A 15,719-nucleotide genomic window follows, 5' to 3' on the forward strand; every position below is an offset into this window, starting at 1 on the left:
CTCGTTACTCCTTGTGGGAGAGGGCGCGGACGGTACGGGAGGGGCTCGGTCGGCCCAACCGCTCGGCCATCCACACGCTCGTGGCGGTGAGGGCGGCCAGATCGACCCCGGTCTCGATGCCGAGGCCGTCGAGCATCCACACCAGGTCCTCGGTGGCGAGGTTGCCGGTGGCGCTCTTCGCGTACGGGCAGCCGCCGAGGCCGCCGGCGGAGGCGTCGACTGTGGTCACGCCATGCTGAAGCGCGGCGTGGGTATTGGACAGGGCCTGCCCGTACGTGTCGTGGAAGTGCACGCCGATCCGCTCGGTCGCGACGCCTTCCTCGTTGAGGGCGGACAGCAGCGCCCGGACGTGGCCGGGGGTGGCGACGCCGATGGTGTCGCCCAGACTCAGCTCGTCGCAGCCGAGGTCGAGCAGCGCCTTGGCGGTACGAACCACCTGGGGGACCGGGACCGCGCCCTCCCAGGGATCGCCGAAGCACATGGACAGGTAGCCGCGGACGTGGGCCCGCTGCTCCTTGGCGCGGGCGACGACCGGCTCGAACATGGCGAGGGACTCGGCGACGGTGCGGTTCAGATTGCGGGCGGCGAACGTCTCGGTGGCGGAGCCGAACACCGCGATGCGGGTCGCCCCGAGGGTGAGCGCGCGATCGAGCCCGCGCTCGTTGGGGACGAGGACGGGCAGGGCCGCGTCGACGTCCGCGAGGAGCGGGAAGAGCTCCTCGGCGTCCGCCAGTTGGGGCACCCACTTGGGGTGGACGAAGCTGGTCGCCTCGATGGTGGTCAGCCCGGCCGCGGCGAGGCGGTGGACGAACTCGGCCTTCACCTCGGTCGGGACGGCGGTCTGCTCGTTCTGCAGGCCGTCGCGGGCGCCGACCTCGTGGATACGGACGCGGGCGGGGAGCCCGGGGTCCGGGACGGTCATGGGGAGGCCGTTCACGCGTGCTCTCCCTCCGCTTCGGGGGTGACGACGGCCAGGACCTGGTCCATGGCGACGGTGGTGCCGGGGAAGACGTCGAGTTCGGTGACGGTCCCGGCGTGCGGGGCGGAGATGACGTGCTCCATCTTCATCGCCTCGACGACGAGGAGGCTCTGGCCGGCGGTGACGTGATCGCCGACGGCGACCTTGACGACGGTGACGGTGCCGGGCATGGGGGCGGCTAGGGTGTCGGCCCCCGCGCGGCCGGCTCCGCTGAGGTTCGCGGTGACGGGGTCGTGGGTCTGGAAGTGCCAGGTGTCGCCGTCGCGGCCGAGCCAGACCCCCTCCGGGGAGGTGGCGTGGGCCAAGCGGTGGGTGACGCCGTCGAGTTCGATGGTGACGGTGTCTTCGGTGCGGTCCACGATCCGGCCGCGGGCCGGCGCCGCCGGACTCGGCCCGGCGCCGTCGTCGGCCGAGAGGAGCAGTTCCGTTTCGGCGCCCGAGGAGCGGGTGCGGAGCTGCACCGGGTCCTGGCCCGGGAGGCGGAAGTGGTGGACCGTCCAGGCCGGGGTGCCGCCCAGGCGCCAGCCGGTGGGGGCGTCGAAGGGGTCGGCCCAGCCACTGCCCCCGGCGGGGTTCCGGGAAGCGGCGGGGTGGGGGAGACGCAGCAGTGCGGCCGCCGCGTACACCTCCGGCGGGACGCCGTCCGGCAGAAGCCGGTCCAGGTCGCGCTCGACCAGGCCCGTGTCCAGGTCGCCGGACACCACCTCCGGGTGGGCCAGCAGGCGCCGCAGGAAGCCGGTGTTGGTCTGGACGCCCAGGATGACGGTGTCGGCCAAGGCGCCCCGCAGCACCCGCAGAGCCGTCGCCCGGTCCGGGCCGTAGGCGATGACCTTCGACAGCATCGGGTCGTACGTCGACCCCGTGTCCACCCCGGCCACCAGGCCCGAGTCGGTACGGACCGCCCCGTCCGACGGCTCCGACAACGCCAGCACCGTGCCGCCCGAGGGCAGGAACCCGCGCGCCGGGTCCTCGGCGCAGATCCGGGCCTCGATCGCGTGACCGGTCAGCGTGACCTCGTCCTGGGTGAGGCCCAGCTCGGCCCCGGCCGCCACCCGGAGCTGCTGCTCCACCAGGTCCAGCCCGGTGATCAGCTCCGTCACGGGGTGCTCCACCTGGAGCCGGGTGTTCATCTCCATGAAGTAGTACGAGGACGGGTCGCCGCCCGGCACGATGAACTCCACCGTGCCCGCGCCGACGTACCCGCAGGAGCGGGCCGCCTCCACCGCCGCCGCGCCCATCGACGCCCGCAGCTCCGGTGTGAGCAGGACGGACGGGGCCTCCTCGATCACCTTCTGGTGGCGCCGCTGGAGCGAGCACTCGCGCTCGCCCAGGTGCACCACGTTGCCGTGCGCGTCGGCCAGCACCTGGATCTCGATGTGCCGCGGCCGGTCCACCCAGCGCTCCACGAGCAGCGTGTCGTCCCCGAAGGAGGAACGGGCCTCGCGGCGGGCCGCCGCGATCTCCTCGCCGAGCAGGTCCGCGTCCCGTACCAGGCGCATGCCCTTGCCGCCGCCGCCCGCCGAGGGCTTGAGCAGCACCGGCATGCCGATCTTCTCGGCGGCGGAGGCCAGTTCGGCGTCGGTCAGGCCGCTGCCGGAGGAGCCGGGGACGACCGGGACGCCGGCCGCCTTCACGGTCTCCTTCGCCCGGATCTTGTCGCCCATCAGCGAGATCGCCGAAGCCGGCGGTCCGATGAACGCGAGCCCGGCCTCCGCGCAGGCCGCCGCGAAGGCCGTGTTCTCGGCGAGGAAGCCGTAGCCGGGATGGACCGCCTCGGCGCCGGTACGACGGGCGGCGTCCAGGAGCCGGTCCACGGACAGGTAGCTCTCGGCGGCTGCCGCCGGGCCGATCCGGACGGCCGTGTCGGCCTCCCGTACGTGGCGGGCGTCCGCGTCCGCGTCGCTGAAGACGGCCACGGAGCGGATCCCGAGCTGCCGCAGCGTCCGGATGACGCGTACCGCGATCTCGCCGCGGTTGGCGACCAGAACAGTGCTGAACATCGAAGAGGTCCTCACGTCACATACGGAAGATGCCGAAAGCCGAATCGCCCAACGGGGCGTTGGCGCACGCGGTCAGGGCCAGTCCCAGCACCTGCCGGGTCTCCAGCGGGTCGATGACCCCGTCGTCCCACAGCCGCGCGGTGGCGTAGTAGGCGTTGCCCTGCTCCTCGTACTGCGCGCGGACCGGGGCCTTGAAGGCTTCCTCGTCCTCCGCCGGCCATTCCCGGCCCGCGCCCTCGATCTGGTCGCGCTTGACGGTCGCGAGGACGGAGGCGGCCTGCTCGCCGCCCATCACCGAGATCTTGGCGTTGGGCCACATCCACAGGAACCGGGGCGAGTAGGCGCGGCCGCACATCGAGTAGTTGCCCGCGCCGTACGAGCCGCCGACGACCACGGTCAGCTTCGGCACCCGGGTACAGGCCACCGCCGTGACCATCTTCGCGCCGTGCTTGGCGATGCCGCCGGCCTCGTAGTCGCGGCCGACCATGAACCCCGAGATGTTCTGGAGGAAGAGGAGCGGGATGCCGCGCTGGTCGCACAGCTCGATGAAGTGGGCGCCCTTCTGGGCCGACTCCGAGAAGAGGATGCCGTTGTTGGCGACGATGCCGACGGGGTGGCCGTGGATCCGGGCGAAGCCGGTGACGAGCGTCTGCCCGAACTCGGCCTTGAACTCCTGGAAGCGGGAGCCGTCCACGATCCGGGCGATGATCTCGCGGGCGTCGTAGGGCGTGCGGGAGTCGACGGGGACCGCGCCGTACAGCCCGTACGGGTCGACCTTCGGCTCCTCGGGCGCCTCGACCGACCAGGGCAGGGCCCCGCGCTCGGGGAGGGTCGCCACGATGTTGCGCACGATCCGCAGCGCGTGCGCGTCGTCCTCCGCGAGGTGGTCGGTGACGCCGGAGGTCCGGGAGTGGACCTCGCCGCCGCCGAGCTCCTCCGCCGTGACGACCTCGCCGGTGGCGGCCTTCACCAGCGGCGGGCCGCCCAGGAAGATCGTGCCCTGACCGCGGACGATGACGGCCTCGTCGCTCATCGCCGGTACGTAGGCGCCACCCGCGGTGCAGGAGCCGAGGACGGCCGCGATCTGCGGGATGCCGGCGCCCGACATGCGGGCCTGGTTGTAGAAGATGCGGCCGAAGTGGTCCCGGTCGGGGAAGACCTCGTCCTGCATGGGGAGGAAGGCGCCTCCCGAGTCGACCAGGTAGAGGCAGGGGAGACGGTTCTCCAGTGCCACCTCCTGGGCCCGCAGGTGCTTCTTGACGGTCATCGGGTAGTACGTGCCGCCCTTGACGGTGGCGTCGTTCGCGACGATCACGCACTCGCGGCCGCTGACCCGGCCGATGCCCGCGATCACCCCGGCGGCCGGGGCCGCGCCCCCGTACATCCCCTCGGCGGCCAGCGGGGCCAGCTCCAGGAAGGGGGAGCCGGGGTCCAGGAGGGTGTCCACGCGCTCGCGCGGGAGCAGCTTGCCCCGGGCGGTGTGGCGGGCGCGGGCCTTCTCACCACCGCCGAGGCGGGCCGCTTCCAGCCGGGCGCGCAGGCCCTCGGCGAGTTCCCGGTGGGCGGCCTCGTTGGTCCGCCAGGCCTCGGACGCCGGGTCCGCGGCGCTCGTCAGCACTGGTGCCTGCTGCATCGGTCGAGCTCCCTTGCTCGGTCCACGTAAACCGGTCACGCTGTTAATGAACGTTAACGCTTGTGGGGCTTAGGTTAACGAGCGCTAACGGCCCTGTCTAGAATGGATTCCCATGAGCACCAGAGCGGCCGCCCCGACCCGTCGCGAGCAGATCCTCAGTGAGGCCGCTCGACTCTTCGCCGAGCGCGGCTTCCACGGCGTGGGCGTGGATGAGATAGGGGCCGCGGTGGGCATCAGCGGACCCGGGCTGTACCGCCATTTCGCGGGCAAGGACGCGATGCTCGCCGAGCTGCTCGTCGGGATCAGCGAGCGCCTGCTGACCGGGGGCCGGCGCCGGGTGGAGGAGGCGGCCGGAGACCCGGCGGCGGTCCTGGCTTCCCTCGTCGAGGGTCACATCGACTTCGCGCTCGACGACCGCGCGCTGATCACCCTCCACGACCGGGAGCTGGACCGGCTGCGCGAGGCCGACCGCAAGCTGGTGCGCCAGCTCCAGCGGCAGTACGTCGAGCTGTGGGTGGAGGTCGTCCGGCAGCTCCACCCGGAGGTGGGCGAGTCGGAGGTGCGGGTCTCCGTGCACGCGGTGTTCGGCCTGCTGAACTCCACCCCGCACCTGGCGGCGCTCGGCCGGGAGGCGACCGAGTCCCTGCTGCGACGGCTGGCCAACGGCGCTTTCGGAGCGCTGTCGGGGTGACGCCGGGTGTCCGCTGGTCGGGATGGAACAGACGGCTCCGCCCGGGCGGCGGCAGAATGAACCGTATGCCGAAGCCGATAGAGACGCCCGCCCCGCCCGTGGGAACGCCCAGCCGCGCCGAACTCGTCGACCACCTGGTCCGCACCCGGATCGCGGGCGACGTGGCGACGGCGCGCGAGAACAACCTCTCCCACTACCGCAAGCTCGCCAACGGCGACCGGCACTACTGGCTCGGCCTGGAACTCGGCGACCGCTGGACGGACGAACAGGACGTCCTGGCCGTGATGGCCGAGCGGTGCGGGGTCGTGGACGACGCGGAACACCGGTACGGGCAGGACACCATCGACCCGGAACTGACCGTCGCCGCCCTGGACCGGATGGCGGCGCGGCTGCGCAAGGCGGCGCTCGACCGCCAGCGCGTCCTGCTCGCCACCGGCCACCCGGGCGGCCTCCTGGACGTCCACCGGGCGACGGCGGCGGCGCTGCGGGACGCGGGCTGCGAGATCGTGGTGATCCCGCAGGGCCTGACGGCCGACGAGGGCTCGGTGTGGCAGTTCGCCGACGTGGCCGTACTGGAGCGCGGGGCCACCCTGTGGCACACCCACTCCCCGGCCCCGATGGCGGCGATCCTGGACGGCCTGGCCGCGGCCGGACGCCCGCAGCCGGACCTGGTCGTCGCCGACCACGGCTGGGCGGGCTGTGCGGCCCAGCGGGGGCTGGACGCGGTGGGCTACGCGGACTGTAACGACCCCGCGCTGTTCCTCGGCGAGGCGGAGGGCACCCTCCAGGTGGCGGTCCCGTTGGACGACCACGTGCGCGACCCGCGCTACTACGACCCGATGGTGGCCTACCTGCTCTCGGCGGCGGGCCTGCGCTGACGGCTCCCGGGCGCCCCCAAGGGGCCCGGCCGTGATCCGTCAGACACCCAGCCAGTCGGTCATCTCGGTCTGGACGGCCGAGCCGTCGAGGTCCGCGAGCTTGGCGGCGACGAAGTCACGGGCCCAGTCGGAGGTCTGGATCCGGAACGGCATCCGCTCGGCGGTCAGGGCGTCGATGACCGGTGCGGCCGCCTGCTCCGAGGTCTGGGTGGTGCCGCTGCCGTAGGTCTTGAGGGCGTGGTCGACGTAGCCCTGGAGCGCCGGGGCGTACGGCCCTGCCTGTGCCAGCATGGCCGGTACGTCGAGCCGTACGTTGTTGACGAACTCGCTGGCGACGGCGCCCGGTTCGACCACGGCCACCTGGACGCCCGTGCTCGCGGCGACCGGGGCGAGGGACTCCATGAAGCCCTCGACGGCGAACTTGGCCGCGCAGTACGACTCGTTGAAGGGCTGGCCGACCACGCCGCCGACGCTCGTCACCGTGATGACCCGGCCGCCCGACGCGCGCAGGTGGGGCAGTGCGGTGCGGGTGAGCTCGACCACGCCGAAGAAGTTGACCTCCATGACCGACCGGACCTGCTCCATGTCGTGCTGCTCGATGGTGCCGACGAAGCCGGCGCCGGCGTTGTTCACGACCGCGTCGAGGTGCCCGTGTTCGGCGACGACCTCCGCCACGCAGCCGGCCACCGACTCGGCGTCGGTCACGTCCAGGCGCTTGACCTGGACCCGGTCGGCGACACCGGCCTCGCGGGCTGCCTCCAGCAGCGCGTCCGCCCGGCCCGTGTCGCGCATCGTCGCGACGGCGTGCCAGCCGGCCTGGGCGGCGCCGACCGCGGCGGCCAGGCCGATGCCGGAGGACGTGCCGGTGATGAGAACGGTCTTGGTCATGGGGAACTCCTCGTAGAACCGTAAGTGCGTGTGCACACACATTATCGTTGTGTGCGTGTGCACGCAACCTCCTTCCCGGTAGGCTGGCCCCCATGGCGCAGAACAACCTCACCCCGGGCGAATTCACCCCCCGCGACCACGCCTTCTACGGCCTCGTCTGGGCGGGTTCCACGCTCAGTGCCCGCGTGGACCAGGCCCTGGCGCGCCGCCACGACCTGCCGCTGTCGTGGTTCGAGGTCATGCTGTGGCTGCGCGCGCAGAAGGAACCGGTCGCCGCCTCCGAACTCGGCGCCGTGACCCTGCTCAGCCGCAGCCAGGTCTCCCGGGTCGCCGACTCCCTCCAGGCGCGCGGCCTGGTCGAGCGGATACCGTCGCCGACCGACGCCCGCTCGGTCCGGATCGCCCTCACCCCGGCGGGCCACCGCGCCTTCGAAGAGGCCGACGCCACCCGCCGCGAGGTCCTCGCCGAGGTCTTCGACGACCTCCTCGACGACGCGGACATCGCCGCCCTGCAGGGCATCTGGACCAAACTCAAGTCCCGTCCGGCGCCGCGCGCGCAGTAGGCGTCGGGTCCAGGTACACGCGCCGGATCGCGGGCCAGCGCTCGCGCAGTTGGGACTCCGCGTCCTCGCACGCCGCCTCCACCTGCCGGGCCGACGCCAGGTCGTGGAAGTCGATCTTCGCCGCGATCAGCACCTCGTCCGGCCCCTGCACCAGCGTGGTCAGCTCCAGCACGCCCTCGATGTGCGGCACCGAGAGGAGTTCCTCGCGCACCTCCGCGCGCGTCGCCGCCGGCAGCGACCGTCCGATCAGGTACTGCGCGTTCGAGCGGCCCAGTTCCCACGCCACCCACACCAGCAACACCCCGATCAGCAGCGACGCGACGCCGTCGTAGGCCCCCGAGCCCGTCAGCTGCGCCCCCAGCAGGCCGCCGGCCGCCAGGACCAGGCCGATCAGCGCGGCCACGTTCTCCAGCAGGACGGCCTTCACCGCCGTGTCCGGGGTGTGCTTCACGTACATGCCCAGCGGGGCGCGCAGCCGCGCCGCCTCGCCCCGTACCTGCCGCCAGGCCACGAGCAGCGAGTAGCCCTCCAGCAGGAAGGCGACCGCGAGGATGATGTACGAGACCGTCGGATCGCCCGGTTCCTCGCCGTGCAGCAGCGTGTGGACACCGTCGTACACGGCGAAGACGGCGCCGCCGACGAAGGTGGCGATCGAGGCGAGCAGCGCCCAGATGTAGCGCTCCGGCCCGTACCCCAGGGGATGGGCCTCGTCCGCCGGGCGGGCGCTGCGTTTCAGCGCCGTCAGCAGCAGCACCTCGGTGACGGTGTCGGCCACCGAGTGCGCGGCCTCGGACAGCATCGCGCTCGATCCGCTGACGATCCCGCCGACCGCCTTGGCGGCGGCGATGCCGAGGTTGGTGACGGCCGCGACGACGACCGTCCCGACGCTCTCGCCCCCGTCCGGGCTCTCGCGGCCGCCGGGGGTCGCGGACTGCGCCGGATCGGTCGCTTCCGGCGCTCCGGGCGGCCCTGGTGCTTCTGAGGTCATGCGGCGACGGTAGGCGCGACTATCCGCGCGGGACGCGTACGACACCCTCCTGGATGACCGTCACGGCCAGCCGGCCGTCCTGCGTCCAGATGCGGGCCTGACCCAGGCCCCGGCCGGCCGCCGCCGACGGGGACTCCTGGTCGTACAGCAGCCATTCGTCGGCGCGGAAGGGCCGGTGGAACCACATCGCGTGGTCCAGGGAGGCGCCGACCACGTCGCCGACGGCCCAGCCGCCCCGGCCGTGCGCGAGCAGCACCGAGTCGAGGAGCGTCATGTCGGAGACGTAGGTGGCCAGACAGGTGTGCAGGAGCGCGTCGTCCGAGTCGAGCTTGTCGGCGGTACGGAACCACACCTGCGAGTGCGGCTCGCGCGGCCGCCCGACCGACCCCCAGGGGGGAGTCGTCGCGTACCGCAGGTCCACCGCGCCGCGCGCGTCGATCAGCCGCTCCACCGTGCCCGGGTCGCGGAAGACCTCCCGGTAGAGCGGCAGCGACTCGGCGGCCGTCGGCAGGGTCTCCGGGTCGGGCGCGTCCGGCATCGCGCTCTGGTGGTCGAGCCCCTCCTCGTACGTCTGGAAGGACGCGGAGAGGTGGAAGATCGGCTGCCCGTGCTGGACGGCGACGACCCGGCGCGTGGTGAAGGAGCGCCCGTCGCGGATGCGGTCGACCGAGTAGACGATCGGCGCGCCGGGATCGCCGGCGCGCAGGAAGTAGGAGTGCAGCGAGTGCGCGCCCCGGTCCTCGGGCACGGTGCGGCCGGCCGCGACCAGCGCCTGGGCCGCGACCTGACCGCCGAAGACCCGCGGTACCAGCGACGGACGGCTGGTACCGCGGAAGATGTTCTCCTCGATCTGCTCCAGGTCGAGCAGGTCGAGGAGCGTCGTCAGTGCCTCGTTCATGGGACGGGGACGGGGTTCCCTACAGGCCCATGGACTTGGCGATGATGGACTTCATGACCTCGCTGGTGCCGCCGTAGATGCGGTTCACGCGGTTGTCGGCGTACAGGCGGGCGATCGGGTACTCGTTCATGTAGCCGTACCCGCCGTGCAGCTGGAGGCACTTGTCGATGACGCGGTGCGCGACCTCGGTGCAGAACAGCTTCGCGGACGCGGCCTCCGCGGCCGTCAGCTCGCCGGCGTCCAGGGCCTCCAGCGCGCGGTCGGCGACGGCCTCGGCCGCGTCCACCTCGGCCTGGCAGGCGGCCAGTTCGAACTTGGTGTTCTGGAAGTGCGCCACCGGCTTGCCGAAGACGGTGCGCTCGGTCACGTACTGCTGGGCGAACCGTATGGCGGCCTTGGCCTGCGCGTACGCGCCGAAGGCGATGCCCCAGCGCTCGGAGGGCAGGTTCGCGCCGAGGTAGTAGAAGCCCTTGTTCTCCTCGCCGAGCAGGTCCTCGACCGGCACCTGGACGTCGACGAACGCGAGCTCGGCGGTGTCGGAGGTGCGCAGGCCCAGCTTGTCGAGCTTGCGGCCGATGGAGTAGCCCTCGGACTTGGTGTCCACGGCGAAGAGGGAGATGCCGAAGCGGCGGTCGTCCTCGCGCGGGGCCGAGGTGCGGGCGCAGACGATCACGCGGTCGGCGTGGACGCCACCGGTGATGAAGGTCTTGGCGCCGTTGAGGACGTAGTGGCTGCCGTCCTCGGAGAGCTTGGCGGTGGTCTTCATGCCCGCGACGTCGGAGCCGGTGCCGGGCTCGGTCATCGCGAGGGCCCACATCTCCTCGCCGCTGACGAACTTCGGCAGGTATCGCTTCTTCTGCTCGTCGCCGGCCAGCATCTTGATGTAGGGGAGGGCGAGCAGCACGTGCACGCCGGAACCGCCGAAGTTGACGCCCGCGCGCGAGGTCTCCTCGTAGAGGACGGCCTCGAACTTGTGGGTGTCCAGGCCCGCGCCGCCGAACTCCTCCGGCACGTTGATGCCGAAGACGCCCAGCTCGCCGAGCTTGTAGTAGAAGTCGCGGGGCGCCTGGCCGGCCTGGAACCACTCGTCGTAGACGGGGACGACCTCGGCCTCGATGAAGGCGCGGATGGTCTCGCGGAATGCCTCGTGGTCCTCGTTGAAAACGGTACGGCGCACGGCCGGACTCCCTTCGTCGCGGCGGTCCGCCGCCCTTGGCTAAGCGCTTGCTCAGATTAAGTTACCGGCGAGTCGCCACCGCTGTCCAGGGTACGTAGCGCGAACCACAGTTCCATCCTGGTGTCGGGGTCGTCGAGGTCGCGGCCGAGGAGCGTGGCGGCGCGGGCGATGCGCTGGCGGACCGTGTTGCGGTGGACGCCGAGGGCGGCGGCGCTGCGGTCCCAGCTTCCGTGGTGCGCCAGCCAACCGCGCAGGGTCGCCGTCTGGGCCGGGGTGAGCGGCGCGAGCAGCGCCTCGGCGTGCGCGCGGGCCTCCGCCGGGTCCAACAGACCGGGCAGACCCGCCTCGGAGTGCCGGGCCAGCGCGGTCCTGGCCGCCTCGGCGCGTTCCAGGGCGCGGCGGGCCTGGGCGTCGGCGGTCGCCAGCGCCCCGGGCGCGGCGGGTGCGCTGACCCCGAGGCGCCAGCCGGGCTGCGGGGCGGGGTCCCGGTCGGTGAGCAGGCGGAGCCCCGGGCCGTGCGCGTCCAGCAGTACGGTGCCCAGCGCGCCCGCCAGGGCCTGCGGATCTCCCGCACCCCGGGCGTGCACCACCCGCCAGGGCCCGGCGCCGGCCAGCGCCTCGGCCGGGTCGCCGCCCAGCAGCAGCCGGGTCAGCGCGGCGGCCTCGGTACCGGCCGGGCGGCGCGTGGTGAGCAGGCCCAGCAGGACGGCGGCGATGGCGGTGATGGCGTGGTCCCCGGCGGTCCGCTCCGGCACGGCGACACCCAGCACCGGGCCGGGGCCGGGGGTGGGGGCGACGTCCGGGGCCGGGGCGGTGTCCTGGGCGGGGCCGCCGGGGTGCGGGCCCGGGACGGGGTGCGGGCCCGGCCCGCCGCCCAGGGCGTACGCCGCGAGGTGCCAGCCCGCGGCGGAGTCCGTCGCGGTGGCCGGCCCGCCCGGGGCGGCCACCCGCGCGAGCAGCGCCTCCTGCGCGGCGGCGGCCTCGGCCGGCACCGCGCGACCCGCCTCCCGGACCGCGCCCGCCCCACCCGACCCAGCCGAGCCGGTGCCACCCGGCACCAGGACGACCCGGCCGCCCAGGCTCGCCGCCAGCCGCCGCAGCACCGCCGGCACCGGCTCCGGCCGGGCGGCGGCCGCCGCCAGCGCCTGCTGCGCCTCGGTGACCCGGCGCAGCTCGCGCGTCCGGGCCTCCGCCATCAGCCGCCACACGGTACGGGCGACGGCGGTGAACGGGGTCCCGGGCGGCACTTCCAGCAGGGGCAGCCCGTGCCGGGCGCAGGCCGCCACCAGCTCCGGCGGCACCGCCTCGTGCACCGGCGCCAGCCCGAACCCGAGCGCCGCCGCGCCCGCCGCGACGAGCCGGGCCGCGTACCCGTCGGCGTCCGGCCCGAGCTGCGCCCCGGCGGTGAGCAGCAGCTCCCCGCCCAGCAGGTACGGCGACGGGTCGGCCATCTCGGATGCGTGGACGGCGTGCACGACGACCCCCTCCGCCCCCTCGACCTCCTGGGCCGCCTGCCACCCGCGCAGGCCCAGCTCCCGGTCGGCGAGCAGGGCGGAGAGGGCGACGCCTGGGGTCGGCGGCTGGTCCGGCATGGATACTCCGTATAGATCTCGGCTGCCTGATGGAGGAAACGTACACTTCGCGCGCCCGTACTGTCCCCTTACGCTCGAAGGACCGCACACCCCTTCCGGAAGGCACCCCCCATGAGCACGCAGCCGCGCGGACCCGTCGACTCCTCCCGCATCCCGCGCTACGCGGGCCCGGCGACCTTCGCCCGGCTGCCGCGCCTGGACGAGGTCGGCTCGGCCGACGTGGCCGTCGTCGGCGTCCCGTTCGACTCCGGTGTCTCCTACCGGCCGGGTGCCCGCTTCGGCGGCAACGCCATCCGCGAGGCCTCGCGCCTGCTGCGCCCGTACAACCCGGCGCAGGACGCCTCCCCGTTCGCGCTCGCCCAGGTCGCCGACGCCGGTGACATCGCCGTGAACCCCTTCAACATCAACGAGGCCGTCGAGACGGTCGAGGCCGCCGCCGACGAGCTGCTCGGCGCCGGCTCCCGCCTGATGACCCTCGGCGGCGACCACACCATCGCGCTGCCGCTGCTGCGCTCGGTCGCCAAGAAGCACGGCCCGGTCGCGCTGCTGCACTTCGACGCCCACCTGGACACCTGGGACACCTACTTCGGCGCCGAGTACACGCACGGCACCCCGTTCCGCCGCGCCGTCGAGGAGGGCATCCTCGACACCGAGGCGCTCTCGCACGTCGGCACGCGCGGCCCGCTCTACGGCAAGCAGGACCTGGACGACGACGCCAAGATGGGCTTCGGCATCGTCACCTCGGCCGACGTCTACCGGCGCGGCGCCGACGAGGTCGCGGACCAGCTGCGCCAGCGCATCGGCGACCGCCCGCTCTACATCTCCATCGACATCGACGTGCTGGACCCGGCGCACGCGCCCGGCACCGGCACGCCGGAGGCGGGCGGCATGACCTCCCGCGAGCTGCTGGAGATCATCCGCGGCCTGTCCTCCTGCAACCTGGTCTCCGCGGACGTGGTCGAGGTCGCCCCGGCGTACGATCACGCCGAGATCACCTCGGTCGCGGCCTCGCACACCGCGTACGAGCTGACCACGATCATGAGCCGGCAGATCGCGGCGTCGAAGACCAAGTAGGACCCGAGAAGGGCGAGTAAGCGCACGTGACGCACGACCACGACCTGGTACTCCGTCCCACCGAAGCCCAGACGGCCGCGGCGCTCGCGCCGCCGCCCGGGCGGACGGGCGGGGACCTGGTCGTGGAAACGCTGCGCTCGCTCGGCGCCACCACCGTGTTCGGGTTGCCCGGACAGCACGCGCTGGCCGTCTTCGACGCGGTGGGTCGCTCCGACCTGCGGCTGGTCGCCCTGCGTACGGAGAACAACGCCGGCTTCGCGGCCGACGCGTACGGCCGGCTCACCGGCGAGGCCGTCCCGCTGCTGCTGTCCACCGGCCCCGGTGCGCTGATGGCCCTGCCGGCCCTGGCCGAGGCGGCGGCGGCCTCCGCCCCGGTGCTCGCCATCTCCTCGCAGGTGCCGAGCGCGGGGCTGGGCGGCGGGCGGCGCGGGCACCTGCACGAGCTGCGGGACCAGTCGGCGTCGTTCCGGGACGTGGTGAAGTCCGTCCACACCGCCCGCACCCCGTCCCAGATCCCGTCGGTCGTCGCGGAGGCGTGGGAGTCGGCGCTGAGCGCCCCGCACGGGCCCGTCTGGATCGAGATCCCGGAGGACGTCCTCCGCGCGGAGACGATGATCCCCCAGGTCACGGGCGTGGACGCGACCCCGCACGAGCTCGTCCCGCGCCCGGAGCTGACGGCGCTCGCCGCGCACTGGCTGTCCGAGGCGGCCCGGCCTGTGATCATCGCGGGCGGCGGGGTGGTGCGCGCGGACGCGGCGGGGAAGCTGAAGCAGCTCGCGGAGCGCCTGAACGCGCCCGTCGTCACCACCTTCGGCGGGAAGGGCGCCTTCCCCTGGACCCACCCGCTGTCCCTCCAGTCATGGCTGGAGGACCGCCACATGACGGACTTCCTGGAGGACGCGGACGTCCTGCTGGTGGTGGGCTCGGGGCTCGGGGAACTCTCCTCGAATTACCACACGTTCTTCCCGACGGGTCGGGTCGTGCAGATCGAGGCGGACCTCGGGAAGCTGGAGTCCAACCATCCGGGCCTCGGCATCCACGCGGACGCCCGGCTCGCGCTGCAAGCCCTGCTGGAAACGGTCCCGGAACGGGAGGACCCGGCGGCGCCCGCGCGGGTGCGGATGGTCCTGGACGAGATCGCGGGCCGGCTGGCCGACCAGGACGTGGCGCTGGAGCAAGGGCTGCTGGCCTCCATCAGGTCGGCCCTGCCGCCGCGCTCGCCGTCGTTCTGGGACATGACGATCCTGTCCTACTGGGCGTGGTCCGCCTTCGACGCGAAGCACCCCAACACCATGCACTCGGCGCAGGGCGCGGGCGGGCTCGGCTACGCCTTCCCGGCGGCCCTCGGGGCGTGCGTCGCGGAACCGGGCACGCCGGTGCTGGCCGTCTCGGGCGACGGCGGCGCGATGTACTCGATCGCGGAACTGGCCACCGCGAAGCAGCACGAGCTGGACGTGACCTGGCTGATCGTGGACGACGGCGGCTACGGCATCCTGCGCGAGTACGGCTGCGCGACGGGTACGGACCTCACCGGCCCGGACTTCGTCGCCCTGGCGGCCTCCTTCGGTGTCCCGGCCGCGATCACCTCGGCGGCCACCCTCCGCGAGGACCTCACCACGGCCCTCGCCTCCCCGGGCCCCTCGGTCCTGGTCCTCCCCACCACCCTGAAGATGTTCGCCCCAACCCACCTCTGATGGTCAGGCCGCCTCGTGCTCCTGCGAGGCGAAGACGACGATTGACGTCTCACCGACCAACTTCAGGGTCAGCTCCGACTCCATCGCCCGCGCCAGCCGTGCGAGCAGCGGCACAGTCGGCACGGTCCCGCCCAGCTCCAGCTTCGACACCTGCGGCTGCGTCATCCCGGCCCGCCGCGCCAGCTCGGTCTGCGACATCCCGAGCTCGGTCCGCCGGTCGTACACGGCCTGCCCGAGCTCGAACGCCAGCCGGATCTCCTCGCGGCGCCGAGTCACCTCGGGACTCTCCGTAAGACCTTCGGCGACCTTTCGATCCCGGTTCAGCTTCCACTGCGCGTGGCTGACCATTACTGCGCTCCCTCCTTCAAGTCGCGGATGTACGTCTCAGTGGCAGGTACGTGCTCGGTAGAGCATGCAAGCTTGGCGCGTTTAGCGCGTGCCACTTGTGCATCCTCTCGTTGTTGCCTCTTGCGGAAGACAGTCAAGAGGACGATTCGGCGGCCCGGTGGCAGCCACTACGAGTCGGACTGTCCAGCAGCAGTCCGACAACGTGCTCGGTCACGAGGTAGTCCTCGTCGGAGAGGTTCATCAGCCACAGCCGGACCTCCGGTTCAATCTCGATGTCGAATGGCTCGTCCATACATCGGAACGTATAGATGCTTCA

General features: G+C 72.9%; 15 protein-coding genes. 5 read left to right on the forward strand and 10 right to left on the reverse strand.

The annotated features are described in order from the left end of the window. Positions 1-4: 4 nt before the first annotated feature. The 3 genes from ACFVXJ_RS18040 to ACFVXJ_RS18050 are packed head-to-tail and all read right to left on the reverse strand — an operon-like array spanning position 5 to position 4,612. Positions 5-922 carry a hydroxymethylglutaryl-CoA lyase gene (locus tag ACFVXJ_RS18040; protein WP_389662862.1) on the reverse strand — a complete coding sequence of 306 codons (918 nt, stop codon included), beginning with the start codon at positions 920-922 and terminating at the stop codon, positions 5-7. Positions 923-933: 11 nt separating this feature from the next. Further along, complete coding sequence (locus ACFVXJ_RS18045; protein ID WP_389662700.1) at positions 934-2,979, reverse strand: biotin carboxylase N-terminal domain-containing protein; 2,046 nt, start codon at positions 2,977-2,979, stop codon at positions 934-936. Positions 2,980-2,995: 16 nt separating this feature from the next. After that, positions 2,996-4,612, reverse strand: a complete 1,617-nt coding sequence (locus ACFVXJ_RS18050) for a carboxyl transferase domain-containing protein (protein ID WP_389662702.1) — start codon at positions 4,610-4,612, stop codon at positions 2,996-2,998. Between the two features lie 112 nt (positions 4,613-4,724). Here ACFVXJ_RS18050 and ACFVXJ_RS18055 point away from each other — a divergent pair, with 112 nt between their 5' ends. Both ACFVXJ_RS18055 and ACFVXJ_RS18060 read left to right on the forward strand, forming a co-directional pair. Continuing rightward, complete coding sequence (locus tag ACFVXJ_RS18055; RefSeq protein WP_361311203.1) at positions 4,725-5,303, forward strand: TetR/AcrR family transcriptional regulator; 579 nt, start codon at positions 4,725-4,727, stop codon at positions 5,301-5,303. Between the two features lie 56 nt (positions 5,304-5,359). Beyond that, entirely contained in the window at positions 5,360-6,181 is an 822-nt protein-coding gene (locus ACFVXJ_RS18060; RefSeq protein WP_389662704.1) for a phosphatase, read from the forward strand. A 39-nt stretch (positions 6,182-6,220) separates the two neighbouring features. Here the strand turns inward: ACFVXJ_RS18060 and ACFVXJ_RS18065 are convergent, their stop codons facing one another. Further along, positions 6,221-7,069 (reverse strand): SDR family NAD(P)-dependent oxidoreductase, encoded by an 849-nt coding sequence (locus ACFVXJ_RS18065; RefSeq protein ID WP_389662706.1) that lies wholly within the window; start codon positions 7,067-7,069, stop codon positions 6,221-6,223. 92 nt (positions 7,070-7,161) lie between these two features. Here ACFVXJ_RS18065 and ACFVXJ_RS18070 point away from each other — a divergent pair, with 92 nt between their 5' ends. Next, complete coding sequence (locus tag ACFVXJ_RS18070; protein ID WP_389662707.1) at positions 7,162-7,632, forward strand: MarR family winged helix-turn-helix transcriptional regulator; 471 nt, start codon at positions 7,162-7,164, stop codon at positions 7,630-7,632. Here the strand turns inward: ACFVXJ_RS18070 and ACFVXJ_RS18075 are convergent. From ACFVXJ_RS18075 to ACFVXJ_RS18090, 4 genes are read right to left on the reverse strand one after another with little or no spacing between them, the layout of a single operon-like run. Further along, positions 7,601-8,620 carry a cation diffusion facilitator family transporter gene (locus ACFVXJ_RS18075; RefSeq protein ID WP_389662709.1) on the reverse strand — a complete coding sequence of 340 codons (1,020 nt, stop codon included), beginning with the start codon at positions 8,618-8,620 and terminating at the stop codon, positions 7,601-7,603. The genes ACFVXJ_RS18070 and ACFVXJ_RS18075 overlap by 32 nt on opposite strands. A gap of 19 nt (positions 8,621-8,639) precedes the next feature. Next, complete coding sequence (locus ACFVXJ_RS18080) at positions 8,640-9,518, reverse strand: acyl-CoA thioesterase (RefSeq protein WP_389662711.1); 879 nt, start codon at positions 9,516-9,518, stop codon at positions 8,640-8,642. A 19-nt stretch (positions 9,519-9,537) separates the two neighbouring features. Then, complete coding sequence (locus tag ACFVXJ_RS18085; RefSeq protein WP_389662712.1) at positions 9,538-10,695, reverse strand: acyl-CoA dehydrogenase family protein; 1,158 nt, start codon at positions 10,693-10,695, stop codon at positions 9,538-9,540. A 56-nt stretch (positions 10,696-10,751) separates the two neighbouring features. After that, positions 10,752-12,287, reverse strand: a complete 1,536-nt coding sequence (locus tag ACFVXJ_RS18090; protein ID WP_389662714.1) for a helix-turn-helix domain-containing protein — start codon at positions 12,285-12,287, stop codon at positions 10,752-10,754. Between the two features lie 111 nt (positions 12,288-12,398). Here ACFVXJ_RS18090 and speB point away from each other — a divergent pair, with 111 nt between their 5' ends. Together speB and ACFVXJ_RS18100 are read left to right on the forward strand one after the other, a co-directional pair. Continuing rightward, positions 12,399-13,361 (forward strand): agmatinase, encoded by a 963-nt coding sequence (speB, locus tag ACFVXJ_RS18095; RefSeq protein ID WP_136216469.1) that lies wholly within the window; start codon positions 12,399-12,401, stop codon positions 13,359-13,361. A gap of 26 nt (positions 13,362-13,387) precedes the next feature. After that, positions 13,388-15,055 (forward strand): thiamine pyrophosphate-binding protein, encoded by a 1,668-nt coding sequence (locus ACFVXJ_RS18100; protein WP_389662716.1) that lies wholly within the window; start codon positions 13,388-13,390, stop codon positions 15,053-15,055. A 3-nt stretch (positions 15,056-15,058) separates the two neighbouring features. Here ACFVXJ_RS18100 and ACFVXJ_RS18105 read toward each other — a convergent pair whose 3' ends face one another. Next, entirely contained in the window at positions 15,059-15,403 is a 345-nt protein-coding gene (locus ACFVXJ_RS18105; RefSeq protein ID WP_389662718.1) for a helix-turn-helix domain-containing protein, read from the reverse strand. Positions 15,404-15,536: 133 nt separating this feature from the next. Then, positions 15,537-15,695 (reverse strand): hypothetical protein, encoded by a 159-nt coding sequence (locus ACFVXJ_RS18110; protein ID WP_389662719.1) that lies wholly within the window; start codon positions 15,693-15,695, stop codon positions 15,537-15,539. Positions 15,696-15,719: the final 24 nt, after the last annotated feature.

This window comes from Streptomyces sp. NPDC058279 (genome assembly GCF_042881255.1).
In the GTDB taxonomy this organism is placed as follows: Bacteria; Actinomycetota; Actinomycetes; order Streptomycetales; family Streptomycetaceae; genus Streptomyces.